Origin of the sequence: Nocardioides sp. L-11A (assembly GCA_029961745.1) — a bacterium.
Taxonomy (GTDB): domain Bacteria; phylum Actinomycetota; class Actinomycetes; order Propionibacteriales; family Nocardioidaceae; genus Nocardioides.
Genome location: CP124680.1, coordinates 2352213 through 2377288, shown reverse-complemented (window position 1 = coordinate 2377288; position 25076 = coordinate 2352213). Strand labels below are relative to the sequence as shown.

The following is a 25076-nucleotide window of genomic DNA, read 5'->3' as shown; positions in this document are numbered from 1 at the left end:
GTGGAACAAACCAATTAAGAGAACACACAAAACAATCACGAAACAAACACTAATATTAATGCTCGCGTCCACTATGAAGAAGTCAAACAACCAGAAGCCAACCAGCCCCACACCCACAAACATGGGCAGGCGTCTGATGCCTCAGACACCCAACAGCGTGCCACACCTACCAGACAGAACAACACCCCAGAACAACATCCAGAGCACTACCCATCCAACGATCGTTGCGTTCCACTATCCGAACACCCCATACACGACAACACATTCGGTCATCGACGCGGGTGTGCTCCTTAGAAAGGAGGTGATCCAGCCGCACCTTCCGGTACGGCTACCTTGTTACGACTTCGTCCCAATCGCCAGCCCCACCTTCGACGGCTCCCCCCACAAGGGTTAGGCCACCGGCTTCGGGTGTTGCCGACTTTCGTGACGTGACGGGCGGTGTGTACAAGGCCCGGGAACGTATTCACCGCAGCGTTGCTGATCTGCGATTACTAGCGACTCCGACTTCATGGGGTCGAGTTGCAGACCCCAATCCGAACTGAGACCGGCTTTTTGGGATTCGCTCCCCCTCACGGGATCGCAGCCCTTTGTACCGGCCATTGTAGCATGCGTGAAGCCCTGGACATAAGGGGCATGATGACTTGACGTCATCCCCACCTTCCTCCGAGTTGACCCCGGCAGTCTCCCATGAGTCCCCACCATCCCAAAGGACGTGCTGGCAACATGGAACGAGGGTTGCGCTCGTTGCGGGACTTAACCCAACATCTCACGACACGAGCTGACGACAGCCATGCACCACCTGTACACCAGTATCAAAGAGACCCCCATCTCTGGGGGCTTCCGGTGTATGTCAAACCCAGGTAAGGTTCTTCGCGTTGCATCGAATTAATCCGCATGCTCCGCCGCTTGTGCGGGCCCCCGTCAATTCCTTTGAGTTTTAGCCTTGCGGCCGTACTCCCCAGGCGGGGCGCTTAATGCGTTAGCTACGGCACGGAACCCATGGAATAGGCCCCACACCTAGCGCCCAACGTTTACGGTGTGGACTACCAGGGTATCTAATCCTGTTCGCTCCCCACACTTTCGCTCCTCAGCGTCAGGTAATGCCCAGAGAACCGCCTTCGCCACCGGTGTTCCTCCTGATATCTGCGCATTTCACCGCTACACCAGGAATTCCATTCTCCCCTGCATACCTCTAGTCTGCCCGTATCGAAAGCAAGCCATGAGTTAAGCCCATGGTTTTCACTCCCGACGCGACAAACCGCCTACGAGCCCTTTACGCCCAATAATTCCGGACAACGCTCGGACCCTACGTATTACCGCGGCTGCTGGCACGTAGTTGGCCGGTCCTTCTTCTGTACCTACCGTCACTCACGCTTCGTCGGTACTGAAAGAGGTTTACAACCCGAAGGCCGTCATCCCTCACGCGGCGTTGCTGGATCAGGCTTCCGCCCATTGTCCAATATTCCCCACTGCTGCCTCCCGTAGGAGTCTGGGCCGTGTCTCAGTCCCAGTGTGACCGGTCACCCTCTCAGGCCGGCTACCCGTCAAAGCCTTGGTGAGCCATTACCTCACCAACAAGCTGATAGGCCGCGAGCACATCCTGCGCCGAAAAACTTTCCACCACCACCACATGCGCGGAGTGGTCATATCCGGTATTAATCACCGTTTCCGGTGGCTATCCCAGAGCACAGGGCAGATTACTCACGTGTTACTCACCCGTTCGCCGCTCGAGTACCCCCGAAGGAGCCTTTCCGCTCGACTTGCATGTGTTAAGCACGCCGCCAGCGTTCGTCCTGAGCCAGGATCAAACTCTCCATAAGAAAACTCGATACCCAGCAACAGAAACTGCTGACAAACTGTCATCAGAATCATCATTGCCGAAAACACACACCCAAACCCCAAAGGACCTGAGTGCACACAAACGTCACAACAATCTATGCATGACACACTGTTGAGTTCTCAAACATCACACGCCGCGAAGTTCCCCGTTGCCGGTTCTTCTTCGAGCTGATGCAGTCCGAAACCTTAGGGCCTGACCCCGGTCTGTGCCAAACCCGCAAGGGCTTGCTTTTCTGACCGGCGCCCGAACCAGGTGTTCGAGACTAGGTGGTCGCGGGGCCGGAAACCCCCCGGCTGACTGCCGTGTTGTTTCCCGCCGCACCCGGCGACAGAGAGAACATTACGCACAGCCGACCCAGTTGCACAAATCGAAACGACGTGACCCGGGCCACAGGGCTCCGAGGGGTGCTCCGCGGCCCCCCGGAACCACTCGTGGGCGGCCCCGGAAGGCCGCCCACGAGGGACTCGCTCAGCGCACGCGCACGCCCGCGAACCGCTTCTTGCCGCGCCGCAGCACGAGCCACGACGAGGCGATCAGGTCAGCGCGCGTGGGCACGTGCTCCGGGTCGTCGACCCGGACGTTGTTGACGTACGCACCGCCCTCCGTGACGGTGCGGCGCGCCTCGCCCTTGGACTTGGCCAGACCGGTGAGGGTCAGCAACTCGACGACGTCCGGGATGCCGGACGTGCCGTCGACATCGAAGCTGCCGGCCTCGCCCAGGGCCGCCTCGAGGGTGACCGCCGACAGGGTCGTGACGTCACCGCCCCCGAAGAGGGCCTCGGCGGCCGCCTTCGCGCTCGTGGTCTCCCCCGCCCCGTGGACCAGGGTCGTGACCTCGTCGGCGAGGACCTTCTGCGCCTCGCGCAGGAACGGCTTCTCCGCGTGCCGGGCCTCGATCTCCTCGATCTGCGCGCGCGGCAGGAAGGTGAAGACCCGCAGCAGCTCCCCGACCTTCTCGTCCTCGACGTTGAGCCAGAACTGGTGGAAGGCGTACGGCGGCATCATCTCGGCGTCGAGCCACAGCGCCCCACCCTCGGTCTTGCCGTACTTGGTGCCGTCGGCCTTGGTGATCAGGGGCGTCGCGAACGCGTGCGCGGTGGCGCCCTCGGCCCGGCGGATCAGCTCCACGCCGCCGGTGAGGTTGCCCCACTGGTCGGACCCACCGAACTGGAGCGTGACACCACGCTCGCGGAAGAGAGTCAGGTAGTCCATCGACTGCAGCAGCACGTAGGAGAACTCGGTGTAGCTGATGCCGGACTCGAGGCGTCGCCTGACCGTGTCACGCGCCAGCATCCGGTTGACCGGGAAGTGCTTGCCGATGTCGCGGAGGAAGTCGATGACCGACAGCCCGGCGGTCCAGTCGTGGTTGTTGACCATCGTCGCCGCGTTCGTGCCCTCGAAGGACAGGAACGGCTCGATCTGGCCGCGCACCCGGGCCGTCCACTCCTGGACCGTGTCCAGGGAGTTGAGCGTGCGCTCGCCCGAGTCGCGGGGGTCGCCGATCATCCCGGTGGCGCCGCCGACGAGGGCGAACGGCGTGTGGCCGGCGCGCTGGAGCCGCATCGCGGTGACGATCTGGACCAGGTTGCCCATGTGCAGGCTCGGTGCGGTCGGGTCGAAGCCCACATAGAACCGGACGCTCCCCTCGCTCAGCGCTGAGCGCAGCGCCTCGCGGTCGGTGGACTCGGCCAGCAGGCCGCGCCACTCGAGGTCGTCCAGAAGCGTGGTGTCGACGGACACGTCGATCCTTTCGTCGTGCGGTGAGATGGGACGGTTCCCGCACCAAGGGTGCCCCATGGGCGGCAGGAGCGCCCACTGGGATCGGCCCGGCGGACGCGGGTACGTTGCGAGGACGATGACCACCAACCAACGGGTAGCGGGGCGATACACGCTCCACCACGAGATCGGGCGCGGCGCGGGCGGCGCGGTCTGGGCGGCGCACGACGAGATCCTCGGCCGCCGGGTCGCGCTCAAACGGCTCGCCTCGACCTCCGCGCTCGGCGGCGACGCGGTGCGTGCCGAGCGCGAGGCCCGGCTGGCCGCCCGGCTGACCCATCCCAGCGTCGTCGCCGTCTACGACCTGGTGACGGAGTCGGACGGCAGCTGGCTCGTCATGGAGTACGTCGAGGGCCGCGCCCTGTCGGCCGTCGTACGCGACGCGCCCCTGTCGGCCGACGACGCGGCGCGGCTGCTGGCGCCCGTGGCCGACGCCCTCGCCCAGGCCCACACGCTCGGCATCGTGCACCGCGACGTGAAGCCCTCGAACATCCTGGCCGGCGTCGACGGCGCGAAGCTCACCGACTTCGGCATCGCCCGCGGGGCCGGCGACGCGACGCTCACCCGGACCGGACTGGTCACCGGATCCCCCGCCTATCTGGCGCCCGAGGTGGCGATCGGCGGTCAGGCGACGCCCGCGAGCGACGTCTGGTCGCTCGGCGCGACGCTGGTGCACCTGCTGACGGGGCGTCCGCCCTACCACCGCGACGACCTCGACAACGGTCCCCTGGCCGTGGTCTACCGGATCGCCCACGAGGAGCCGCCGGTCGTTGCGGACGCCGGCTGGCTGGCGCCGCTACTGTCCCAGGTGATGGCCAAGGACCCCGAGGCGCGGCCCACGATGGCGGAGGTCCGCGACGTCTTGGACCGCACCGCCGTCGCCGCCGATCGGACGATGACGCTGCCCGCTCTCCCCCGTGCCCGGCGGGTGACCGGGGTGGCCACCGGGGTCGCGGCGGTCGTGGTGCTGGTCCTGCTCGTCACGGCCGTCCTGCTGCTGCGGCCCGACGGCGACGACGGCGCGCCCGCCGGCACCGACAGCCCCACCGGCGCCGGTGGGCCGACCGCGGCGGCCACCCCCACGCCCACGTGGACGGCCGCCGAGCTCGAGCAGTTCGCGCGGGACTACGTCGCCACGGCCAGCGGCGACCCGGGCGCCGGCTTCGCGATGCTCACGGCGGCCTACCAGGCGAGCAGCCCTGACTACGCCGGGTTCTGGGGCAGGATGAGGAACCCGAGGATGCTCGACGTCACGGGCGATCCCGGCGCGATGACCGTGTCTTACCGCTACTCCTACGTCCTGCCCGGCGAGGGCCGCCGTACCGAACGGGTCACCCTGCGGCTCGTCGACGAGTTCGGAAAGCTCCTGATCGACGGCGCCGCCGCTGGGTAGCCTGCTCGCAATGAGCGGGTACGGCGTGCTGTCAGCGGACGACGCGGCCCGGCTGCTGCTGCCGGTCGCCGAGTCGCTCGCCTCGGTGCACGCCGCCTCCGGCCGGCACGGCGCGATCTCGCCCGCGGCGATCGAGGTCGACGCCGGCGGGCGGGCGCTGCTGGTCGACCGCACCCGGGTCGCGCCCGATCCCGACTACACCGCACCCGAGGGGGCCGACGACGTCTGGTCGCTGGCAGCCGTGCTGCTGCACGCCACGACCGGGCGTCCGCCGACAGCCGTCGGCGCGCCGCCCGACGTCCCCCGCACGACCGGGTGGCTGGCGCCGCTGATCGAGCTCGGGCTGCGCCCGGAGTCGCACGAGCGGCCGTCGGCCGCCGAGTTCGCCGACTACCTCCGTGCCCGGGTGGCCCCTCCCGCCGCACCGCGGGGGCTCCCGGTCGGCGCGCTGGTGCTCGCCGGCGCCGCAGTGCTCGCACTCCTGGGGGTCGTGGGCGCCGCCCTCCTCTTCGCCGGTGGGGACGAGGAGCCGCGGACCCGGCCCGAGCGCCCCGCCGCGACGAGCGACGAGCCCGAGGAGGACCCGACGAGCGCCGAGCCCTCGGAGGGCCCGGCACCGCCGACCGCAGCGGAGCTGGCGAACTTCGCCCGCGACTACGTCGCGACCGCGAGCGGGGACCCGGAGCTGGGCTACACCTGGCTCACCCCGGCCTACCAGCAGCGCAGTCCGCGGTACCGCGAGGTCTGGTCGTCGATCCGCGACCCGCGGGTGCTGTCGGTCAGTGCCGACCCGCGGGCGATGTCGGTGAGCTACACCTACGCCTACCGGCTCGCGGGCGGGGGCTCGCGCACCGAGGACATCACCCTCTTCCTCGTGCAGGACGGCCCGCGGCTGCTCATCGCCGACGCCACCGCCCGCTAGGCCGTGGCGTCCTGGGTCCGGATCGCGGCCTCGACCCGGTCCCGCGGCCCGGCGACGAAGACGTACTCGACGTTGCGCAGCCGGCCGACCTGACCGACCCGCTCGCCCGCCGCGTTGTGGATGCCGATCTGCGCGCCGACGTACCGCTTGCGGTCGAAAGCGAGCACCTCGACGCTGCGGTGGCCCGCGTCGTGGAGCCAGCGGGTCATCTCCTCGGGGCTGACCCACGACTCGTCGTTGTAGGAGACCAGCACGACCTCCGCCCGCAGCCGGCCGAGGAGATCGGCGAGCGCGCCGGGCATCGCGCGGCGGTTGTTGAAGACGCTGCGCCGCTCGCGGACGTCGATGCGCTTGCAGGCGATGCCGTAGTGCTCGGGTGCGTCCCAGCGGACCAGGGTCTCCCAGATGTGGTAGTTCGCGAAGTACCGGTGCTGGTTGTACGGCGGGTCGACGTAGGCGAGGTCGACCGGCTCGAGCTCGTCGACCACGCTCATCGCATCACCGTGGACGGTGCGCCCGGGCCCGGGCAGCAGCGCGGGCCGCCGCAGGTCGAGCTCGGCGTTCGAGCGCGGCGCCCACTGCTTGAGGTAGGCCATCTGCACGCCGGTCGTGGAGTCGACCCGGTCCGCCGCCAGCAGCAGGCTGGTCAGCAGCAGCGGACGCAGCGGGCTGCCCGGCGGGTGGTCGCGCTCGATCGCGTCGCGGATCGCGTCGATCCGGCGGCCGTTGCGCGGCTGGAAGAAGCGCGCCTGCTCGCAGAAGGTCGCGGTCACATACCCGCGCTCGCCGGGCAGCGCCGCCAGACGGGTCAGCTCGGCGTCGAGGGCCGCCTCGTCGATGCCCGCGGCGTCGGTGGCGACGAAGCAGTCGCTCAGCACCGCCGAGTACGACGCCAGATCGGCCGCCGTCACGTGCATCCCCTGCCGCTTGAGCTCCTGCGCGACCCGCGTCGTACCGGTGAACAGGTCGACCGCGGTCCGGGCCCCGGTCGCGACCGCCAGCTCCCCCAGCACGGGCACGAGCGTGCGCTTCGAGCCGAGGTACTTGATCACGCCCCGCAGCCTAGGGTGCGGCCGCCCGGGTACCGCGGGTCGATGGGTCGCATCCGTGTGGGCACGTCGGGCTGGGCGTATGCCTCCTGGCGCGGCGACTTCTACCCGAAGGGGCTGGTGCAGCGCGAGGAGCTCTCCTACCTGGCCGCTCGGATGTCGTCGATCGAGATCAACGGCTCGTTCTACGCCCTCCAGCGCCCCTCGACGTACCGCAGGTGGCGCGACGCCGCACCCGACGACTTCGTGTTCGCGGTCAAGGGCAGCCGGTTCATCACCCACCTCAAGCGGCTGCGGGACGTGGAGCAGGGCCTGACCCGCTTCTTCGACTCGGGCGTGCGCGAGCTGGGGCCGAAGCTCGGGCCGGTCCTGTGGCAGCTTCCCGCGTCGCTGCCCTACGACGCCGACCTGATGGGCTCCTTCTACGGGTTGCTGCCGGGGGACATGCGGCACGTCGTCGAGTTCCGGCACCGCAGCTTCTGCGTCGACGAGGCGTTCACGCAACTGCGCCGACACGGCGTCGGCTGTGTCGTCTCCGACTCCCCCGGACGCTGGCCGATGGCCGAGGTGGTGACCAGCGAGGTCGTCCACGTGCGGCTGCACGGTCACACGCAGCTCTACGCCAGCGGCTACGCGCCGCGCTCCCTCGACCGGTGGGCGGAGAAGTGTCGGCGCTGGGCGGAGCGGGCCGATGTCTTCGTGTACTTCGACAACGACGCCCGGGGCCGCGCGCCCCACGACGCCCTGGCGCTGCGCGAGCGACTCGACAGATGACATGCTCGGTGCATGGCCGAGACCCCTGCACCCCTCCTGCCGCTCGACGAGGACTGGCAGCGCGCCCTGTGCGTCGTGGCGCACCCTGATGACATGGAGTTCGGCGCCGCGGCCGCGGTCGCGCGCTGGACCGGACAGGGCAAGCACGTCGTCTACTGCATGGTGACCAGCGGCGAGGCCGGCATCGACGGCCTCGACCCGGACGCCTGCCGCGAGGTCCGCGAGGCCGAGCAGGTCCGCTCCGCCGAGGTCGTCGGCGTCGACGTGGTCGACTTCCTGCGCCGGCCCGACGGCGTCCTGGAGTACGGCGTCGCGCTGCGGAGCGTGATCGCCGCCGAGGTCCGGCGGCACCGGCCCGACATCGTGATCACCGGCAACTTCCGCGACACCTGGGGCGGCCGGAACCTCAACCAGGCCGACCACATCGCGGTCGGACGGGCCGTCCTGGACGCCGTACGGGACGCGGGCAACCGGTGGGTGTTCGCCGACCAGCTCGGCGACGGGCCGGACGGACTCGAGCCGTGGGGCGGCGTACGGGAGGTGTGGGCGTTCGGCTCCCCCGAGGCCACCCACGCGGTCGACACGACCGACACCTTCGACGCCGGGGTGGAGTCGCTGAAGGCACACGCGGCCTATATCGACGGGCTGGGCTGGGAGAACTGGGACCCGCGGGAGTTCCTCGAGGGCATGGCGCGGGTGGCGGGATCGCGGCTGGGTGTCGCGTTCGCCGCGCCGTTCGAGGTGTTCCCCATGGGCTGGGGAGCGTGAGGCCGCACTAGGGTGGGGTCCCTCGGGGCGGTAGCTCAGTCGGTCAGAGCAGAGGACTCATAATCCTTGGGTCGTGGGTTCGAGCCCCACCCGCCCTACGCAGCCGCGCCACCTCGCGCACGCCGAGCGCCAGCACCGCCAGGGCGGTCACCAGGACGGCGAACCCGCCCGGTCGGTCGGACGGCGCACCGTCCAGCAGCGGCCCGGTCCCGACGAGGACCATCAACAACCCCAGGACGAACAGCGGCGCGACGTGCCAGCGGCGGGTCTCACCCCGGGGTGCGAGCCACATCAGCGCCAGGTTGCGCGCCAGGCAGTAGGTGAGCCACAGGGCGAGCAGGATCGTCAGGGCGTCGTACGTCCACGAGTCGTGGCCGAACGCGCGGTCGCCGAGCATGCCCACCGCCGCCGGCAGGAGCAGGCCGCCCTGGAGGAGGACCCAGGGCAGGCATCGGCTGACCGCGGTTCCCTGCTGTCGTCCCACACGCACAACCTAGGTCCGCAGCGGCGCGGGGTCGAGCAGCGAGGCCAGGCGGAGGGCGGGCGCGGAGCCGAACTCCGCCCGCTCGAGCTCCGTCATCGTGGCGACGCAGCGCCGCCAGGACTCGACGCGGGCGAGCCGGCCGAGCTGCAGCGCTGCGGGCAGGGCGGCGCGCAGCGCGGCCGGCGGGGCGAGGTCGGACCAGACCTCCAGGGCGGCGTCGGCGATCCGCCGCAGCCGGCGGTCGTCGGTGGGCAGGCCGAGGGTCTCCTGGGCCACGGCGAGGGGGACGTAGAGCCCGGCGAGCGGGTCGCCGAGGAGGGCGTCGCCGAGGTCGAAGCAGCGCAGTGTCCCGTCAGCGGCGGTCACGAGGTTGTCGGCGTGCAGGTCGTTGTGGAGCAGGGTCGAGGGCAGGTCGAGGTCCTCGACGACCTCGGCCCACTGCCGCACCGTGGGCAGCAGGCTCTCGAGCAGGATGGCGACCTCGGGGGCCAGCCGGCGCGGATCGGCGGGCGGCAGGGCGGCGAGGCGGCCCACGGCATCGGCGACGTAGGTCAGTGCGTCGCCGGGCGGCAGCACCGTGAGGCCGAGGTCGTCGACGGCGCCGACCAGCCTGCGCTGCAGGAGCGCGGCGTCGGAGGCGATCCGGGTCCAGGTCGCGAGGTCGGCACCCCCGCGGGCGCCGACGGTGGGACCGAGGTCGGCGGTCAGCAGCAGGTCGCGGTCGGGATCGGCGGCGAGGACCGGGACGACGTACTCGGGGGCCAGCCGCGCCAGGCGGACCATCAACCGCGCCTCGTGGGCCTGGCCCGGACAGTTCTGCTTGGCATACGACGTCAGGCCGCCGGCCGTGACCCGCCACACCGCCGACCAGGGCCGGTGGCTGACCAGCTCGACGCGCTCGGGGACGCCGACAGCGGCGGTCAGGAACGCGCCGAGCTCGGCGCGGAACTCCTCCGTCGCCCACACCGCGCTCGTCCACGTGCTCGTGCTCACCCCTCCAGCGTCACCCCGCAGGGCCCGGCGGCGCCACCGGTTTCCTCACGGGAGCTGTCGGAGCTACCGGCGGACCGTGATGCCGCCACCCGGCGGTCCCATCCGCACGCCGCCACCGAGGCCACCGAGGCCACCGCCGCCGAAGCCGCCGGGGCCCTGGTCCTGACCGTCGCCGGAGGGCAGGTCGGCGTCGAGGTCGGCCAGGACGATCTCGGTCCCGGCGTCCACCCCGTCGAGGATCTCGACCGCGGTGCCGCCCACGATGCCGGTCGTGACCCGCACCTGCCGCACCGCTCCGTCGACCAGCGTCGTCACGGTGCCGTCGGTGACCGCCGACGCGGGCACGGTGACGGCGTCCGCGGCGCGCGCGACGACGACCTCGACCGCGGCCGGCAGGCCGTCGGGGAGGGTCAGGTCGTGCCGGTCGAGCGCCACCTCGACGCGGTAGGTCGGCTCGGCGCCCGGGTCCGTGCTGCTGGTGGGGACCCGGGCGACCCGGCCGACCACGCCGGACAGCGACTTGCCCGCGCCCGCGGGGGTGGCCGCGACCGGAGTGCCGACGGCGAGCTGCGCGGCCTGCGACTCCGTGGCCTCCAGCGCCACGGTCGTCACGCCGGGAGCGACCACCACGGCGGCCGCGGCGCCGGCCGCGACGTCGTCGCCCGGCGCCACCGACAGCGCGGAGACCGTGCCGCCCGCCGGCGCCCGGACCACCGCGGCCCGCAGGTCGGCCCGGGCGGACGTCAGGTCGGCGCGGGCGCGGTCGATGGCGGCCTGGTCCTCGGCCAGGGTGGCCGCGGTGACCGTGCGGGAGCTGCCGCCGGGCGTCGGCGAGCCGCTGTCGGCGGTGGACGGGGCGGCGGTGCTGGACGGGGCGTTACCGGCGTTCCCGGCGTTCCCGGCGCCGACGGTGAGGTCGCCGAGCGCGGCGGTGAGCGTCGTCGCCAGGGTGCTGAGTGCCCGTTGGAGCGCGTCCTGGGCCGCGGCGGTCGCCGCCTGGGTGGACTGGACGATGGCGAGGGCCTCGGCACAGGCGTCGTCGGTCGGATCCGCCGCGGACTCGTCAGCGGGCGCGGTGGCGTCGGCGGGGGTCTCGGTGGCGACCGGCGCCTCGGTCGCGACACACGCCGCCTGCTGGGTCCGCAGGGCCGTCGTGGAGGTCGCCAGCGCCGTGCTCGCGGAGGTCTGGGCGGCCAGGACGGCGTCCTGCTGCGCGGTGAGCGCGCCGAGGTCGGGCGTGGCGGCCGGCGCCGCGGCCTTGGACTCCTTCGACGTCACGGCGCCGGGGGTCGGCCCGGTCCCGGTCGTCGCCGCGGTCGTGGCTGTCGTGGCCACCGCGGCGGTCTGGGCGTCCCGGTCGTCGGCGAGCTGCGCCTTCGCCGACGCCAGATCGGCCCGGGCCCGGTCGACGGCAGCGCGCAGCGACGCCCGGTCGAGGACGGCGATCACGTCACCCGGTTCGACCCGGTCGCCCACGGCGACGGGGACCCTGCTCACCTCACCGGCCGTGCCGAAGGACAGATCCGCCCGTCCGGTGGCCGCCACGACCCCCGTCAGGTCGAGGACCTGCTCGACGTCGCCCACGGCGGCCTGAACGGTGCGGTAGCGGACCGGGTCGCCCGCGACCGCGCCGTACGCCGCGAGGCCGGTGCCGGCGACCGCGAGGAGCGCCAGCGGTACGACGAGCCGCCGCGGCCTGTTCAGCGTCCGCACTGGCCGTCCACCCCGTCGCTGACCTGGATCGCCGTCGCGGTGATCGCGCCGGCGTCGTCGGCGTCGCCCTCCACCCGCACGCAGCGCCCCCGGGTGAGGGCGTCGGCGTCGGCGGCGACCTGGCGGCCGTACGTCGTGTCGCCACCGACGCTCACCGTCACCGTGCCGTTCCCGCCCTCGATGACGAAGCCGTCGTCGGTGAGCGCGCTGACCTCGCCGGCGGCCCCGAACCCGCCGGTCATGCCCGGCGGCCGGTCGGTGGACAGGTCGGAGGGCAGCGCGCTCGGCCGCGGTCCGTCATCGGGACCGCCCCGATCGCCCCGATCGCCCCGATCGCCGGGACCGCCGGGACCGCCGGGACCGCCGGGACCGCCCGGTCCCGCGCACCCGTCCTCGGTCGCCGCCGTCACGGCCACGGAGGTGGCGGCGATCGGTCCGGTCGCCGTACCGGTGTCGGCGGAGCGGACCACGACGCAGGCCCCCGGCCGGACGTCGGCGAGGCTGCCCGCGACCTGGTCGGTGACGGTCGTGCTGTCGGTGACCGTGACGGCCGTCTGGCCGGACAGCTGGCCGCGGACCTGGAGGACCCGGCCGTCGACGGCGGCGATCTGGCCGAAGGTGCCGGGCATCACGCGCATCCCCGCTGCGTCGTCGGTCCCGGCGCCGTCGCCGCCTCCGCCGGCGTCGTCGGTGCCGGTCGCGGCGGGTTCGTCACTCCCGCAGGCGGTGAGCAGGACGGCGAGGGCGAGGCCGGCGGCGGTGGCCGCGAGCGGGCGGGCGAGGGTGCGGGTCATGATGACTCCTCGGTCGGGGTGGGACATGGTCATTCGCTGCGCAGGGCGTCGATGGGGGTCAGCCGGGCGGCTCGGGTGGCGGGATAGACGCCGAAGCCGACGCCGAGCGCGAGTGCGGTGGCGAGAGCTGCCGTGGTCGCGAGCAGCGAGACCGCGACCGCCTGGTCGATGAACCGCGGCAGCACCTGGGCGCCGACGATGCCGATGAGGACGCCGACGATCCCACCGGTCAGGCCGAGCAGGGACGCCTCGACGAGGAACTGGCGCCGGATCACCCGAGGGGTGGCGCCGAGCGCCTTGCGCAGGCCGATCTCGCGGACCCGCTCGGTGACCGAGACGAGCATGATGTTCATGACGCCGATGCCCCCGACCAGGAGCGAGATGCCGGCGACGCCGGCGAGCAGCACCGTGAAGGTCCGGTTGGTCTCGTTGGCGGTCTCGACCAGGGAGTCCTGGGTGGCGATCGAGAAGTCGGCCTCGGCCGCGGCGACGCCGTGCCGGGTGGCGAGCAGCGCCTCAACCTCCTGGTACGCCGCCGCGAGGGTCGCCGCGCTGCGGGCCTCGACGTAGATCGTCGAGACCGCGGTCGAGGTCGAGCCGGTGAGGCGGCTCGCCGTCCCCACGGGGACCACGGCCAGGTCGTCCTCGCTCGTGCCCGTCGCCGACGCACCGGAGGAGGCGAGCACGCCGACGACCGTGACCCGGGTGCCGTCGACGGTGACCTGCTGGCCGACCGGACTCAGCTGACCGAACAGCTCCGCCGCGGTGTCGGCGCCGATCACCGCGACGGCGGCGCCCTCCGCGGCCTCGGCGACGGTGAAGAACCGCCCCGCGGAGAGCTCGCGGCTGCGGACGTCGAGCCACGGGGGCGTCGTACCGACGAGCGAGGTGGTCCAGTTGGTGGATCCGTTGACGAGGGAGACCGAGCTGGTGACGGCTGGGGCCACCGCGGCCGCGTCGGGGACGACCTCCGGGTCGGCGATCGCGGTGGCGTCGGCGATGGTCAGGGTCGAGGCCGAGCCGAAGCCACCACGCACGCCCGCGCCGTTGGTGCTGCTGCCCGGCGAGACGATGAGCAGGTTCGAGCCGAGCGCGTCGATCTGCTCCTCGACCTCACGCTGGGCCCCCTGGCCGAGACCGACGGTGAGGATCACCGACGAGATGCCGATGACGATGCCGAGGACGGTCAGCGCGGAGCGCAGTCGGTGCGCGCGGATGGCGGCCAGGCCGGAGCGGACCGTCTCCCACCAGCTCATCGGGTCGCTCCGGCGACGGCGGTGGCACGGTCGACGGTGATCAGGCCGTCGTCGATGACCAGGTTGCGCTGGGCGCGGGCCGCGACCTCGGGCTCGTGGGTGATCAGCACGATCGTGCGCCCGGCGGCGTGCAGCTCGTCGAAGAGACCGAGGACGTCGCGGGTCGAGGACGAGTCGAGGTTGCCGGTCGGCTCGTCGGCGAGCAGCAGGTCCGGCTCGGTGACCAGGGCGCGGGCGACCGCGACCCGCTGCTGCTGACCGCCGGACAGCTCCCCCGGACGGTGGTCGACGCGGTCGGCCAGGCCGACCCGGGTCAGCGCCGCCACCGCACGCTCGCGACGCTCGGCGCGCGGGACGCCGGCGTACACGAGCGGGAGCTCGACATTGCGCCACGCCGGCATCGACGCGAGCAGGTGGAACTGCTGGAACACGAAGCCGATCCGGCGGTTCCGGATGACCGCCAGCGCCGACTCGTCCAGCGCGGCGGTGTCCTCCCCGGCGAGGACGTAGTGCCCCTCGGTCGGCACGTCCAGGCAGCCCAGCAGGTTCATCAGCGTCGACTTGCCGGAGCCGGAGGGGCCGATCACGGCGACGTACTCCCCCACCGCGACGGACGCGTCCACACCACGCAGGGCCTCGAACTCGACCGATCCGGAGCGGTAGGTCTTGCGGACACCGGTGAGCTCGATCAGCGCGCTCACCGGGTCGCTCCGGCCGGGCCGCCGTCGATCACGATCCCGCCCGGTGGCATCCCGCCGCCCTGCTGCATCTGCTCCCGGAACTGCTGCATCCGCTCCTGCATCTCCCGGTCGCCGCCGGCGCCGCCCGGGCCGGAGAAGCCGGGGACGACGACGAGGTCGCCCTCGCCGAGACCCGACAACACCTCCGTGGCCATGCCGCTGGTCTCGCCGAGCTCGACCTCGGTGCGGGCGGACGCGCCGGTGGCCGCGTCGGTGACCTTCTCGACGTAGGTGCCGTCGCCGTCGGTACGGATCGCGCGGCTGTCGACGGTGAGGACGTCGGCGCGCTGGCTGACGACGATCGTGACATCGGCCGACGTACCGCCGAAGAGGTCGTCGCGTCGGTCGGTGACCTTGATCGTGACGGGGAAGACCGCGGCGCCGGCGGAGTCGGTCTCGGCGACGAGTCCCACCTCCTGCACGGTGCCGTAGACGGTCTCGTCGACGCCGCTGACCGCGATCTCAGCCTGCAGTCCGGTCGTCACCTTCGCGACGTCACCGCTGGAGACCGTGGCCTCGACGACGAAGGCGCCGGTGGACACGACGGTGATCGTGCCGGCGCTGTCGTCGCCGGTGCCACTGCCGGCGCCGCTACCGGTGCCACTGCCGGTGCCGCCGCTGCTGCCGCCGACCGTGTCGGAGACGGCGATGCCGACGTCGGTGACGGTGCCCTTGGCCGTGGCCCGCAGGACGGCGTCCTCCACCGCCGCGCGAGCCTCGACCAGCCGGGACTCGGCGGCGAGGACGGCGGCCCGGTCGGCGGCGACCTGCTCGGTGGAGGCGCCGTCCGCGACATGCTCGGACCTGGCCGCCTCGGCCGCGTCGAGCGCACTGTCCGCGGCGTCGAGCTCTGCCTGGAGCACCTCGTCGTCGACCGCCGCGAGCCGTTGGCCCTTCGTCACGGAGTCGCCGGGACGCACGTACACCGCGGTCACGGTCCCGCTCACGTCGAACGCCAGCTCCGCCGTCCGCGCGGCGGCGACCGTGCCGGCCGCGGTCACCGTCTGCCTCAGTGTCTGGGTGCCGACCGTGGCCGTGCTCGACGTGGCGGCCGCGGGCTCGTCGCCGCGCAACAGCAGCCATCCACCGGCGACGGCGGACAGGGCGACCAGGGCGGCGAGGGAGACGACGAGGCGGCGGCGTCCGCGCCACGGGGGGCGGACCCGTCGGAGTAGGGAGACGATCACGCGGGCGACGATGTCGGCGCGGACTGTGCCGGGGTTCGGGTCCCTCTGTGAGCGACCTGTGAGTCGCCGGGTTCAGAGGCGCACGGTGACCAGGGTGTCGCCGGGCGTGCTCCGCAACGCGACGGAGCCCCCGTGGGCGCTGACGATCGCCTGCACGAGGGCCAGGCCGAGACCGGCCCCGCCGTCCGAGCGATGCCGTGAGCTGTCGCCGCGGGTGAACCGCTCGAAGGCCGTGTCGACCAGGTCGGCCGGGAAGCCGGGGCCGTCGTCGTGCACCTCGAAGCCGTCGGCACGCACGGTCACGGTGACCGTCGTACCGGCCGGGGTGTAGGTGCGCGCGTTCGCCAGGAGGTTGGTGACCACCTGGTGCAGCCGGTGCTCGTCGCCGGCCGTCTCGACCGGGTCGCCGCCGTCAGGCAACACGATCCGCCACCGGTGGTCGGGCGCGACGACGCGGGCGTCGTCCACCGCCTCGAGCAGCAGCCGGGTCAGGTCGACGGGCTCGGTGGCGAGCGGTCGGCCGGCGTCGAGCCGGGCGAGCAGCAGCAGGTCCTCGACCAGGGCCGTCATCCGGCCGGCCTCCTCCTCGACCTTCGCCAGCGCCACGGCAGCGGTATCGGTGTCACCGCGGCGACGAGCGAGCTCGGTGTAGCCGGCGATCGTGGTCAGCGGGGTCCGCAGCTCGTGGGACGCGTCGGCAACGAACTGGCGGACCTGCTGCTCGCTGCGATGTCGCGCCGACAGGGACGACTCGACGTGCGCCAGCAGCTGGTTGAGCGCCAGGCCGACCTGGCCGGCCTCGGTCCGCGGGTCGGTGAGCCGCTCGGGGACGCGCTCGGTCACCCCGATCTCCCCCTCGTCCAGCGGCAGCTCCGCCACCGCGTGCGCGGTGGCGGCGACCTCGGTGAGCGGCCGCAGCTGGCGGCGTACGACGGCGGTGCCGGCGAGCGCCGCGACCACGATGCCGAGGAGGGCGAGAACGATCTCCAACTGGATGAGGGAGGAGGTGGCCTCGTCGACATCCTGGGTGGGGAGGCCGGCCACGACAGCGATGCCGTCCCGGGTCTCGCGGGACCGGACGACGCGATAGCTGCCGAGGCCGGGCAGGTCGACGGTGGTCGGGTCGTGGCCGCTGTCCGCGAGGAGCGCAAGCACGTCGGGCTCCAGCGTCCGCTGCTGGATCCCGTTGCCGGTGAAGGAGAGGACCGATCCCTGCTGCACCCCGTCGGCGTAGAACGCGCGCACGGTGCCGTCGGCGCCGAAGATGTTGGGCAGCCCACCCCCGGGTCCCCCCGCAGGACCGCCCCGGGTCAGGGAGGCGACGTCGGAGTCGAGCCGGTTGGTCAGCCAGGCGCGCATGCCGAGCGTGGTCACGGTGCCGACGAGCAGCGACACCACGGCGACCAGGGCCACGGAGGTCACGACGAGGCGCGACGTCAGCGACCGCGGGACCAGGTCGGTCATCAGCCGGCCGGCTTCAGCACGTAGCCGGCGCCCCGCATGGTGTGGATCATCGGCGCTCGTCCGGCATCGACCTTCTTGCGCAGGTAGGAGATGTAGAGCTCGACGACATTGGCCTGGCCGCCGAAGTCGTAGTTCCAGACCCGGTCGAGGATCTGCGCCTTGCTCAGCACCCGCCGCGGGTTGCGCATCAGGTAGCGCAGCAGCTCGAACTCCGTCGCGGTCAGCGCGATCTCCTCGCCTGCCCGGGTGACCTCCCGGCTGTCCTCGTCGAGGACCAGGTCGCCGACCACGAGCGCGGACCGGCTCTGCTCGACGGCCGTGCCGGCCCGGCGTACCAGCGCCCGGAGGCGGGCGACGAGCTCCTCGAGGGAGAACGGCTTGGTCACGTAGTCGTCGCCGCCGGCGGTGAGGCCGGCGACCCGGTCCTCGACGGCGTCGCGGGCGGTGAGGAAGAGCACCGGCACGGTCGGGTCGCCGGCGCGGATCCGGCGCAGCACCTCCATCCCGTCCAGGTCGGGCAGCATCATGTCGAGGACCACCACGTCGGGGCCGTGGCTGCGCACCGCCGTCACCGCGTCCCCGCCGGTGTGGGCGGTCTCGACCACCCAGCCCTCGTAGCGCAGCGCCATCGCCACCAGCTCGGCGATGTTGACCTCGTCGTCGACCACCACGGCACGCAGTGGGGTGCCGTCCGGGCGGGTCGCGATCTGGTTCATGGCACCAGACTGTGCCAGCAACCTGTGCGGATCCTGTGGACCGCTTGTGCGGATCCTGCGGCTCTTCACGGGCCGGTCACAGGGTCAGCACAGACAGCCGGACCAGCGTGGAGGCATGACCCAGCGCGACGAGCCCACACCGGACCCCACACCCGATCCCACGGCTGCACCGGAGCCCTTCCACCCGGCCGACGCGGCACCGCCGACCGAGCCGGCCCCGATCCCCGCCGCAGGTCCGCCGCCGCCCAGCCCGGCACCGATGACCGCCCCGCCGACGGCCGCCCCGCCGGCGGCCGGGACCCGGTGGCGCGATCGGGTGTTCAGCTTCCGGGCGACGCTCGCGGTGGCCCTCGCCGGGCTCGTCCTCGGCGCCGGGGCGGGGGCCGGCACGGCCCTGGCGGCCGGGGACGACCACGACGGCCCCGGCTTCCGGCAGGAGCGGATGGGCGGCCCCGGCCAGGGCGGGTTCCCCGGGTGGGGCGGGCGCAGCGGCCAGGACGGCCCGCCGCCCGGGATGGGCCAGCTGCCGCCCGGGACCACGCCCCAGCAGGACGACGAGCTGCCCCAGGGCGGGTCGTCGGAGGGCAGTTCCAGCAGCTGAGAGAGACACCACCGGCCGACGACGTGCAACGTCGCCGGCCGGTGGCCTTGGAGCCCGGGTGCCCGCTAGCGGCGGGGCACCTTGAGCTTCACCGTCGTCACCGAGCCCTCCGCGGACGCGCTGCCCACGTAGGTGACGGTCACCTTGTGCTTGCCGGCCTTGGCCTTCGGCAGCTTCACCGTCACGGCACCGTCGGCCCCCACCGCGGTGGTGGCGACCTGCTTGCCGTCCACCGCGACGGTGACGGTGCCCGCCAGATCTGCGCCGGGGGCCGCGACCGCGACCTTCAGCTTCGGCCGCTTGCCGACCGTGAGCTTCTTGGCCTTCTTCACCTTGGCGGTGACGGTCGAGGCGGTCTTGCCGACCACCAGGGTGACGGGTGCCGAGACGCTGGGCTGGAAGTTGGCGTCGCCGCCGTACTCCGCCGTCAGCGACCTCGACCCGGCCGAGGGGAATGCCTTCAGCGTGAGCGTGGCTGCGCCGTCGGCGCCGATCTCGCCCGTCCCGACCACGGTGTCGCCGTCGCGGACGGTGACCACGCCCGAGGGCGTCTCCTGGTCACCGGGACCGGTGGCCGTGACCTGCACCCGGGCGGTGACTCCGGTCGCACCGACCGCGACCTTCGCCGCGCTCAGCGTGAGCGACGTGCCGCTGGAGGCCAGCGGCTCCTCGTAGCCGACCTCCGCCTTCCAGGCTCGGAAGTTGCCGGCCTCCCCGGGAACCAGGTGTCGCTCGACGTTGCCGCGACTGTCGACCGTGATCCAGCGGATCTCGGCCCCTTCGTCGACCTTCAAGCGCTCGCCCCGGGTGTTGCGGAGGCCCGCGGCGTCGTAGCGCTCGGAGTCCAGCGTCGGGACGGTGCCGTCGAGGGTGTAGAAGATGGCGGCCGGCTCGTTGGTCTCGAACTCGACATTGACCTTGCCCGCCTCACTCGACGGCGTGACCGCGACGGTCGAGACCGGCGGAACGTCGTCACGCTCGTGGTCCAGGGCGACCTGAGCCATCTCGATGAGCCCGTTCGCGAACTCCTGGCTCTCCGCGTGGGCGGAGAATCCGTTGGGATCCACGTTCTCGAACGGCGGCTGGAAGGTTCCACCCACCTCGAAGTCCCAGGCGTAGATGCCGTACTTGTACCAGAGCAGGTCGCCGGAGTTGCCGGCCGCCGAGTAGAGCACGTCGACGACCTGGCCGGTCTTCGCGGGCGTGACACTCAGACCGCGGTGCCGCTTGATGGCGGTCAGGATCCGGGACGACGCGCCCCAGAAGAGCCCCTCCTCCTCGAGCGTCGGGACGGGCGCGGTCTCGCGACCGGCCGCCTTGTACGACGCCGGCGACCACATGAAGTAGTTGCCGGAGCTGTGCACGTTCATCGAGAAGGTGATGTTGGGGTTGCTCTTCGCCACCCAGTCCACGTTCTTCGCCTCGGGCTCGGTCAGCTCGCCGGGGCCGGCCGACGTACCACTGGTGCAGCTGGTCGTCGAAGCGCCGCTGTAGCCGTCGAAGGCGCTGTACTCGGTGTAGTTGCGGTTGACGTCCACGCCCCAGCTGTTGCGGCCGTTGAAGTCGCCGCTGTCGGCGACAGCGCAATGACGGGTCATGTTCTTGCGCTGGCTGGCGAAGTCGTAGAACGAGTAGTGCCCGCCGTCCGGGTTGACCGACGGCAGGATCCAGATCTCCAGATTGTCGACCAGGTCCCGCGTGCCCGCGTGCGAGCTGTAGTTGCGCAGCAGCCGCTCGGCGGTCTCGATCGTCACCAGCGGCGGCACCCACTCGCGAGCGTGCTCCTGCGCGTAGTAGAAGACACCCGGCTTGGAGCCGTCCCGCACCTTGCCGATCTTGATGGCATAGACCTGCTGCGGGTCCCGCGAGACCGAGGCCGGGGCACCCAGGCCGTCGGTGAGCGTGACCGGGAGCGCCGTCGCCGGCGTCACGCCGGCACCCGCGTCATTGCGGTAGGTGTAGGCGGTGACCAGCGTGCGGGCCACGACGTTGGCGTTGATCGCCGCGACGATCTGCGCGGCGGTGCTGGTGAGTGCGCCGGTGCCATCGGTCGCCGCGGAGACCTTGATCGCCTTGCCGACCACGTGGACGCTCAACGGGGAGTCGGGCGCACCCGGGTCGGCCACCTCGACCGTGATCCCGTTCCCGCCCTGGTGGCCCCAGGCCTTGGAGTCGACGCCGAAGCGCTGCGAGATGGCCGTCGGGTTGTTCGCCGTCGGGCCGACCAGCGCCTGAGCCAGCCGGCGATAGCCGTTGGTCTTGTACGGCAGCTCGACGATCTCGGCCAGGTCGGGGTAGGTGTCGGCGAGCTGCTTGATCCGGTCGTAGAGCTGGGTCGGGTCGAGGTAGGACTGGATGAAGTCCTCCTGGTAGCCCGGACCCTTGAACGGGTCCTCCTCACCGTCCGCGGTCGGCAGCCAGTCTGCGACCTTCGCGATCGCCGTGTCGCCGCTGGGACTGGTGATCCGGACCCGATCGGGTCGCGTCGTCAGGCCACTCGAGCTGGCGCCCATGTGGTACATGTACACGCCCGCGTCGTTGAAGGGCGCGAGGTTCTGGGAACCGCCACTGCCGAACGCGGTGCCGGGACCGCTGTCCCGCTCGACGGTCAACGTCGGCAGGCTGCCACCGTTGGCGACCTGGGCCTCCACGGAGAGGACCGGAGTACCGAACGAGGTGTAGTAGTCCGCGCGCAGGATCTTGACGTCGCTGACGTCGGGGTCGGTCGCCTCGGCGTCGAACGCGTCGGCCGCCTGCTGGTTGGCCGCGATCGTCGCGTCGCGCCCCTGGACAGCCGCCTGGCTGTCCTTGGCACTCATCAGGGTCTCACCGACCTCGAACCCGAGGGCCTCGAGCTGGCGGATCTCGCCAGGCGTGACGACCGCCCGGACCGCGAGGCCGTCCGGCTCCTGGTGGACGCCGTGGTCGAGGTCGACGCCGGTCGCGACGAGACGGTCGAGCTCGGCGGTGCCCGGCACCACGATCTCGACGACCCGGGGCGTCTCGTCGGCGTCGCGCTCCAGGACGGCGTCGTCCTGCGGTGCCGCGGTCCGGGGCGCGGGGGCGGCGGTCGACTCACTCGGCAGGACGCCGACGGCGAGCCCGAACAGGGCCAGTCCGGCGGCGTAGGCGGCGAAGCGTTTCCTTCTCAGATGTGCAGACACGATCAGCCTTTGCGTGTGGGGGGACGGATGATCACACTCCCGAGATGTGAGCGACCTCACAAAAAGTGTGTGCTCACACAAGCGGTCGGTCGGCTGCTTCGTCAACCGTGGACAGCGGAATCGCGGACGATTCTGGACGAATGGCCGGGATTGGCCCCCTCGGAAGGACAACAGGACCGCCAGGACGCCGTGGCGCGCTACAGGGTCCAGCGGACGAGCGACGAGCGCACCTGTCAGTGGACGGGCGCAGTCGCGTCGGCGATCCGCCACGTCGGGCCGCGGCCGGGGCGGCCGTCCTACAGCAGGGCCCCCGGATTGAGGATCCCCGCCGGGTCGAGGGCGCTCTTGACGCGGCGGTTCAGCGCGAGCGCCTCCGGGCCGAGGTAGGCACCGAGCCAGGGCCGCTTGAGTCGCCCGACCCCGTGCTCGCCGGTGATCGTGCCGCCGAGCGCCAGGGCGAGATCCATGATGTCGCCGTACGCGAGCTGCGCCCGCGCCGCCTCGTCGGCGTCGGTGGGGTCGAACACGATCAGCGGATGGGCGTTCCCGTCCCCCGCATGGGCGATCACGGCCACGAGCACCTCCCGTTCGCGCCTGATCCGCTCGATCCCCCGCACCAGCTCGCCCAACCGCGGCACCGGGACGCCGACGTCCTCGAGCAGCAGCGAGCCCAGCTTCTCGATGGCGGGAACCGCCATCCGCCGCGCCGCGACGAACATCTCGCCGGTCTCGGGATCGTCCGTCGCGTAGACCTCGTCCGCGGCGTGTCCGGTGCAGATCTCCTCGATCCGCGCGATCTCCTCGGCGGCGTGGGCCCCCGGCTCGTCGGACTGGATCACGAGCATCGCGGCCGCCGCGCGGTCGAGCCCCATCCTCGCGACGTCCTCCACGGCGTTGATGGAGGTCCGGTCCATGAGCTCGAGCATCGAGGGCCGCATCGCGCGCTTGATGTCCAGGACCGCGGCGGTCGCGGCGTCGAGGGAGTGGAAGGTCGCCACCACCGTGGACGGCGACCGCTGTGCCGGGACGAGTCGCAGCACGATCCGGGTGATGATGCCCAGCGTCCCCTCGCTGCCCACGAACAGCTGGGTCAGGGACAGCCCCGCGACGTCCTTGAGGCGCGGCCCGCCGAGGTCGACCGCGATGCCGTCAGCGAGGACCACCGTCAGGCCGAGGACGTAGTCGGCCGTCACGCCGTACTTGACGCAGCACAGGCCGCCGGCATTCGTCGCGACATTGCCTCCGATGCTGCAGAACTCGAAGGACGCCGGATCAGGGGGGTACCAGAGCCTGTGCTCGGCGGCAGCCGCCTTGACCTCGGCGTTGAGCAGCCCGGGCCCCACCGTCGCGGTCGAGGTCCGTGGATCGATCTCGAGCTCGCGCATCCGTTCGGTCGAGATGACCATGCAGCCGTCGACGGCCGAGGCGCCACCGGAGAGGCCGGACCCCGCCCCACGGGGAACGACGGCGATGCCGTGCAGGGCCGCGAACCGGACGGCGACCTGGACGTCGTCGGTGGACTCCGCACGCACCACCACGAGCGGGACACCTGCCCCCAGGTCGTTCGCGCGGTCCCATCGATAGCCCGCCATCCGATCGGGATCGACGATCACCTGACCCTGGCCCAAGGAGTCGACCAGCACCGACAGATCCGGCGCCCGGCCGGCGACGTGGTTGTCCACTGACATGTGACTTTCCCTCGTGTGGAGCGTTCGCCCGCGCGTGCTGGACTCGTCTAGGAGCGCATCTGGTTGCCGAGCGCCCGGGCCACCTTCGCCAGGCTGCGGGCCACCTCGGGGATCCGGTCGACCGGAAGCCGGTCGTCGGGAGCGCTGATGCTGACACCGGCCGGGAACGACAGGCCCTCGATGGCGACCGCGACGCATCGGCCCGAGGGCTGGTTCTCCCCCTCATCGATGCCGTAGCCCTGCTCGCGGGTCCGCGCGAGCTCCTCGAGATAGCGGTCCGGGTCGGTGATGGTCGTCTCGGTCGCCGCCGGCATGCCCGCCATCTGCAGGATGGCCCGCACCTGCTCCTCCGGCAGCGTGGCGCACATCGCCTTGCCCAGCGCCGTGGAGTGCACGGCTCCGCGCTCACCGACCCGGGCGGCCAGCCGCATCATGTGGGGCGACTCCGAGACCACCGTGTGCACGACGGACCCGCCGTCCAGCACGCCGAGGTTGGCCGTCTCGCCCAACTGGTCGCGCAGTCGGTCCAGCGCGGGCTTGGCCAGCTCGGCGAGCTTCTCCAGACCCCTCGTGTCCTGCGGCCGGAAGGCCAGCCCGAGGCGGTAGCTCGCACCGTCGTCACAGCGCTCGACGTAGTGTCGGGCCTCCAGCGCGGTGAGATAGCGGAACGTCGAGCTCTTCGGCATCCTGGTCGCCTCGGCGAGGTCGGACAGCGAGACGCCGTCCTTGCTGTTCGCCAGCGTGTCCAGGATGTCGCAGACCCGGTCCACCGCCCGGATGGGATACGCCGTGGTCCCGTTGTCGGCGTCACCGCTCATCGTCGCCGCCTCCTTCACTCGTTGACCCGCCCCAGTGAATGGTACGTCATTTCCGCCTGCTGAAACGGGACGGGGCGGGACTCCGGCCCCGGTACGACGCACCCCGTCACCGGCTCACCCGGCGCCTGCCACGGCGTCCACCGTGTTGGTCAGGGTGCCGATGCCCTCCACCCAGACGCTCACCCGGTCGCCGTGGCGCAACGAGCGTTGCGGCGACATGAACTCCCCACAGCCCCAGGGCGTGCCGGTGAGGATCAGGTCCCCCGGCTCCAGGGTGAAGGCACGGGAGCAGTGGGCGACGATGCGAGCCACGGAGAAGACCATCTCCCCGGTCGAGGAGTCCTGCACCCGCTCCCCGTTGACGTCGGTCCCCATCCGCAGTCGTTGGGGGTCCGGCACCTCGTCGGCGGTCACCACCTCCGGGCCCACCGGGCAGAAGGTGTCCAGGTTCTTGCCGCGCGTCCACTGGCCGTCGGCGAACTGCAGGTCGCGCGCGGAGACGTCGTTGGCGACCGTGTAGCCGAGCACGTGCGAGAGCGCCTCCTCCTCGCCGACCTTGCGGGCGGTGCGTCCGATCACGACGCCCAGCTCCACCTCCCAGTCGACCCGCGTGGCCAGCTCCGGATCGAACCGGATCGCATCGCCGTCGCCGATCAGGGTCGAGGGGAACTTGGCGAACAGCAGGGGCTCGGTCGGCAGTGCCATGCCGGTCTCCCGGACGTGGTCGAGGTAGTTCAGCCCGATCGCGATGATCTTCCCCGGCGTGACCGGCACCAGGCGCCGCCCCTCGCCGGACACCAGGTCGCCGGGCGTGGCCGACGCGGCCGACACCAGGTCGCGGGCGGGGCCCTCTACCGTCCCGAGCAGACGCAGCGCGTCGCCCTCCACGGCGGCGTACCTCCGAGCGCCGGCGACCTCGATCGCGGTGATGCGCAT

Annotated in this window: 19 protein-coding genes, 1 tRNA gene and 1 rRNA gene; 6 read left to right on the top strand and 15 right to left on the bottom strand. The window is 71.8% G+C overall.

The window, feature by feature from the left end; translation table 11 throughout:
* Window positions 1–294 precede the first annotated feature (294 nt).
* Window positions 295–1820, bottom strand: a 16S ribosomal RNA gene (locus QJ852_11300).
* Between the two features lie 488 nt (window positions 1821–2308).
* Window positions 2309–3580, bottom strand: coding sequence for a tyrosine--tRNA ligase (gene tyrS, locus QJ852_11295; protein ID WGX99009.1), 1272 nt, complete (start codon window positions 3578–3580; stop codon window positions 2309–2311).
* A gap of 115 nt (window positions 3581–3695) precedes the next feature.
* On the opposite strand from tyrS, the gene QJ852_11290 reads away from it, so the two are divergent.
* Together QJ852_11290 and QJ852_11285 are read left to right on the top strand one after the other, a co-directional pair.
* Entirely contained in the window at window positions 3696–5009 is a 1314-nt protein-coding gene (locus QJ852_11290; GenBank protein ID WGX99008.1) for a serine/threonine-protein kinase, read from the top strand.
* Window positions 5010–5019: 10 nt separating this feature from the next.
* The gene (locus QJ852_11285; GenBank protein WGX99007.1) at window positions 5020–5931 is read left to right on the top strand and encodes a hypothetical protein; all 912 of its coding nucleotides are present in this window, start codon (window positions 5020–5022) and stop codon (window positions 5929–5931) included.
* On the opposite strand, the gene QJ852_11280 is transcribed toward QJ852_11285, so the two are convergent.
* On the bottom strand, window positions 5928–6983 hold the full coding sequence (locus tag QJ852_11280) for a DNA adenine methylase (protein ID WGX99006.1): 1056 nt from the start codon (window positions 6981–6983) through the stop codon (window positions 5928–5930). The two genes, QJ852_11285 and QJ852_11280, sit on opposite strands and share 4 nt — an antisense overlap.
* 42 nt (window positions 6984–7025) lie before the next feature.
* On the opposite strand from QJ852_11280, the gene QJ852_11275 reads away from it, so the two are divergent.
* The 3 genes from QJ852_11275 to QJ852_11265 all read left to right on the top strand — a co-directional run bounded on the left by QJ852_11275 (window position 7026) and on the right by QJ852_11265 (window position 8620).
* Window positions 7026–7754 carry a DUF72 domain-containing protein gene (locus tag QJ852_11275; GenBank protein WGX99005.1) on the top strand — a complete coding sequence of 243 codons (729 nt, stop codon included), beginning with the start codon at window positions 7026–7028 and terminating at the stop codon, window positions 7752–7754.
* 12 nt (window positions 7755–7766) lie between these two features.
* Window positions 7767–8522: a PIG-L family deacetylase gene (locus QJ852_11270; protein ID WGX99004.1), complete on the top strand. Its 756-nt coding sequence runs from the start codon at window positions 7767–7769 to the stop codon at window positions 8520–8522.
* Window positions 8523–8546: 24 nt separating this feature from the next.
* Window positions 8547–8620 (top strand) — tRNA-Ile (locus QJ852_11265).
* A 395-nt stretch (window positions 8621–9015) separates the two neighbouring features.
* On the opposite strand, the gene QJ852_11260 is transcribed toward QJ852_11265, so the two are convergent.
* From QJ852_11260 to QJ852_11225, 8 genes are all read right to left on the bottom strand, one after another.
* Entirely contained in the window at window positions 9016–9999 is a 984-nt protein-coding gene (locus QJ852_11260) for a phosphotransferase (GenBank protein WGX99003.1), read from the bottom strand.
* Between the two features lie 63 nt (window positions 10000–10062).
* The gene (locus QJ852_11255; protein WGX99002.1) at window positions 10063–11712 is read right to left on the bottom strand and encodes a biotin/lipoyl-binding protein; all 1650 of its coding nucleotides are present in this window, start codon (window positions 11710–11712) and stop codon (window positions 10063–10065) included.
* Complete coding sequence (locus QJ852_11250) at window positions 11700–12506, bottom strand: DUF5666 domain-containing protein (GenBank protein ID WGX99001.1); 807 nt, start codon at window positions 12504–12506, stop codon at window positions 11700–11702. Before QJ852_11250 ends, QJ852_11255 begins: the two co-directional genes overlap by 13 nt.
* 29 nt (window positions 12507–12535) lie before the next feature.
* A complete protein-coding gene (locus QJ852_11245; protein ID WGX99000.1) occupies window positions 12536–13762 on the bottom strand; it encodes an ABC transporter permease in 1227 nt (408 codons plus the stop codon).
* Window positions 13759–14463, bottom strand: coding sequence for an ABC transporter ATP-binding protein (locus QJ852_11240; protein WGX98999.1), 705 nt, complete (start codon window positions 14461–14463; stop codon window positions 13759–13761). Before QJ852_11240 ends, QJ852_11245 begins: the two co-directional genes overlap by 4 nt.
* Entirely contained in the window at window positions 14460–15689 is a 1230-nt protein-coding gene (locus QJ852_11235) for a biotin/lipoyl-binding protein (protein WGX98998.1), read from the bottom strand. The genes QJ852_11240 and QJ852_11235 overlap by 4 nt, the downstream gene beginning before the upstream one ends.
* 72 nt (window positions 15690–15761) lie before the next feature.
* A complete protein-coding gene (locus QJ852_11230; protein ID WGX98997.1) occupies window positions 15762–17153 on the bottom strand; it encodes a HAMP domain-containing sensor histidine kinase in 1392 nt (463 codons plus the stop codon).
* Window positions 17153–17869, bottom strand: coding sequence for a response regulator transcription factor (locus tag QJ852_11225; protein ID WGX98996.1), 717 nt, complete (start codon window positions 17867–17869; stop codon window positions 17153–17155). The genes QJ852_11230 and QJ852_11225 overlap by 1 nt, the downstream gene beginning before the upstream one ends.
* Before the next feature lie 115 nt (window positions 17870–17984).
* On the opposite strand from QJ852_11225, the gene QJ852_11220 reads away from it, so the two are divergent.
* A complete protein-coding gene (locus tag QJ852_11220) occupies window positions 17985–18470 on the top strand; it encodes a hypothetical protein (protein WGX98995.1) in 486 nt (161 codons plus the stop codon).
* Window positions 18471–18535: 65 nt separating this feature from the next.
* On the opposite strand, the gene QJ852_11215 is transcribed toward QJ852_11220, so the two are convergent.
* The 4 genes from QJ852_11215 to QJ852_11200 form a co-directional block, all read right to left on the bottom strand.
* Entirely contained in the window at window positions 18536–21634 is a 3099-nt protein-coding gene (locus QJ852_11215; protein ID WGX98994.1) for a M14 family zinc carboxypeptidase, read from the bottom strand.
* A gap of 296 nt (window positions 21635–21930) precedes the next feature.
* Complete coding sequence (locus QJ852_11210) at window positions 21931–23322, bottom strand: FAD-linked oxidase C-terminal domain-containing protein (GenBank protein ID WGX98993.1); 1392 nt, start codon at window positions 23320–23322, stop codon at window positions 21931–21933.
* Window positions 23323–23369: 47 nt separating this feature from the next.
* Window positions 23370–24140 carry an IclR family transcriptional regulator gene (locus QJ852_11205; protein WGX98992.1) on the bottom strand — a complete coding sequence of 257 codons (771 nt, stop codon included), beginning with the start codon at window positions 24138–24140 and terminating at the stop codon, window positions 23370–23372.
* Between the two features lie 114 nt (window positions 24141–24254).
* On the bottom strand, window positions 24255–25076 hold the full coding sequence (locus QJ852_11200; protein WGX98991.1) for a fumarylacetoacetate hydrolase family protein: 822 nt from the start codon (window positions 25074–25076) through the stop codon (window positions 24255–24257).

Coding starts and splice junctions, on each gene's coding strand:
- QJ852_11230 (WGX98997.1), bottom strand. CDS start 17,153: ATGACCGACCTGGTCCCGCGGTCGCTGACGTCGCGCCTCGTCGTGACC.
- QJ852_11220 (WGX98995.1), top strand. CDS start 17,985: ATGACCCAGCGCGACGAGCCCACACCGGACCCCACACCCGATCCCACG.
- QJ852_11205 (WGX98992.1), bottom strand. CDS start 24,140: ATGAGCGGTGACGCCGACAACGGGACCACGGCGTATCCCATCCGGGCG.
- QJ852_11275 (WGX99005.1), top strand. CDS start 7,026: ATGGGTCGCATCCGTGTGGGCACGTCGGGCTGGGCGTATGCCTCCTGG.
- QJ852_11270 (WGX99004.1), top strand. CDS start 7,767: ATGGCCGAGACCCCTGCACCCCTCCTGCCGCTCGACGAGGACTGGCAG.
- QJ852_11250 (WGX99001.1), bottom strand. CDS start 12,506: ATGACCCGCACCCTCGCCCGCCCGCTCGCGGCCACCGCCGCCGGCCTC.
- QJ852_11200 (WGX98991.1), bottom strand. CDS start 25,076: ATGCGCATCACCGCGATCGAGGTCGCCGGCGCTCGGAGGTACGCCGCC.
- QJ852_11225 (WGX98996.1), bottom strand. CDS start 17,869: ATGAACCAGATCGCGACCCGCCCGGACGGCACCCCACTGCGTGCCGTG.
- QJ852_11210 (WGX98993.1), bottom strand. CDS start 23,322: ATGTCAGTGGACAACCACGTCGCCGGCCGGGCGCCGGATCTGTCGGTG.
- QJ852_11285 (WGX99007.1), top strand. CDS start 5,020: ATGAGCGGGTACGGCGTGCTGTCAGCGGACGACGCGGCCCGGCTGCTG.
- QJ852_11245 (WGX99000.1), bottom strand. CDS start 13,762: ATGAGCTGGTGGGAGACGGTCCGCTCCGGCCTGGCCGCCATCCGCGCG.
- QJ852_11290 (WGX99008.1), top strand. CDS start 3,696: ATGACCACCAACCAACGGGTAGCGGGGCGATACACGCTCCACCACGAG.